3 protein-coding genes are annotated in these 1,188 nt (G+C 41.8%); all 3 read right to left on the bottom strand.

What is annotated here, in order from left to right; all coding sequences use genetic code 11:
- Window positions 1-39: 39 nt before the first annotated feature.
- Complete coding sequence (locus GNF10_RS36990) at window positions 40-525, bottom strand: toll/interleukin-1 receptor domain-containing protein (RefSeq protein WP_221644713.1); 486 nt, start codon at window positions 523-525, stop codon at window positions 40-42.
- 135 nt (window positions 526-660) lie between these two features.
- Complete coding sequence (locus GNF10_RS36985; protein ID WP_185587906.1) at window positions 661-804, bottom strand: plasmid partition protein ParG; 144 nt, start codon at window positions 802-804, stop codon at window positions 661-663.
- A gap of 98 nt (window positions 805-902) precedes the next feature.
- Window positions 903-1,188: hypothetical protein (locus tag GNF10_RS38190; RefSeq protein WP_221644712.1), on the bottom strand; the 286-nt coding region annotated here is incomplete at its 5' end.

Raw genomic sequence — 1,188 nt, 5'->3', positions numbered from 1 at the left:
ATATTTTTCTGATGTTTTAACAGTATTTGTTAATATTAATTATTTATTTCCGGTTGATAACTCATTCACCACCCTACGAATACCTCTAGTAATGTCTGCAAATGCTTGATCTCGATCTGCAAATTTTTTTACGGGTTCAGCATTTTTGGGTAACGCTTGTAACTTCCCGAAGGGGGCTTCATGCCAATCTACTTCCCGCAAAATAATTGGAATCACACGGGCTTCTCCGGTTTCATGTCGTTCCATTGCCCGCTTTAATTCCACACTCCAGCAAAAGTCTGAACCCAGAAAATCGGAACTGATTAGTAGCAGAATAATCTGAGCTGCATTCAACTGCTTTTCAATCTCACCTTTCCACTCTTTCCCTCCTGTAATGTCACGGTCATACCATCCTTTAATTACTTTGTTTCGCTCCAGGAGCTTGAGGTGCTTTGCTAGTTCATTCCGTAAGTCTTCATCCTCGTGAGCATAGGAGAAAAATACTTCGATCGCTTCATTATCTGGTTTATTTACAGATTCGTTCATAATGCTAAGGCTTCTAAAAAACTTTTTGGTTTACTGATAAATCTCTTATTTACATAGTGGTATGGCGTACCCACCCGCTTCATAGTGAGCCAGTAGTACAACAACAAAACTTTAATTCATGACTGTTCCTTTACTCTACAATTCAGTAGATGACTGTGCTTCATAAGTTTCCAGCCATTGCTCGATTAACTCTGCTATGACTTGACTCATCTTCAGCCCTCTCAAAACACAGGCTGCATGGAAGCGTTTCTTCAGTGCGTCTGCAATACTAATATGCATAGCTGCTACAGAGAATGGTTTAATGAATGGTACTATTTACAATCTGTACAAAACTACAAATGCACAGAAGCGAATTCCAGAAGATTTTACCACTTCAGTTAGATATTTGATAATTTTTTATGCTCTGTAAAAATAAAAAAAGGCTTGCGGGTAGTCCTTGCCATTTCTAGTAATGATGCGCCAGTGAGTAGACCCGTTGCCCTCGCCCTTGCGTCGGCGATTTTTACTAGGGGATTCTGCGATTGAGAAGAGTCTTTACTAGGGCTTGCAGGGGTGCAGGGGTGCAGGGGTGCAGAGGGGACAAACCTACAACAACTTTCTCCTCTGCCCCTCTGCGCCTCTGCCCCCATGCCTTCCTCTTCTACTGAAAACCAAATCATGGCG

Origin of the sequence: Nostoc sp. UCD121, from assembly GCF_014222285.1 — a bacterium.
Taxonomy (GTDB): domain Bacteria; phylum Cyanobacteriota; class Cyanobacteriia; order Cyanobacteriales; family Nostocaceae; genus Nostoc.
This window is presented reverse-complemented; position numbering and strand designations above follow the sequence as displayed.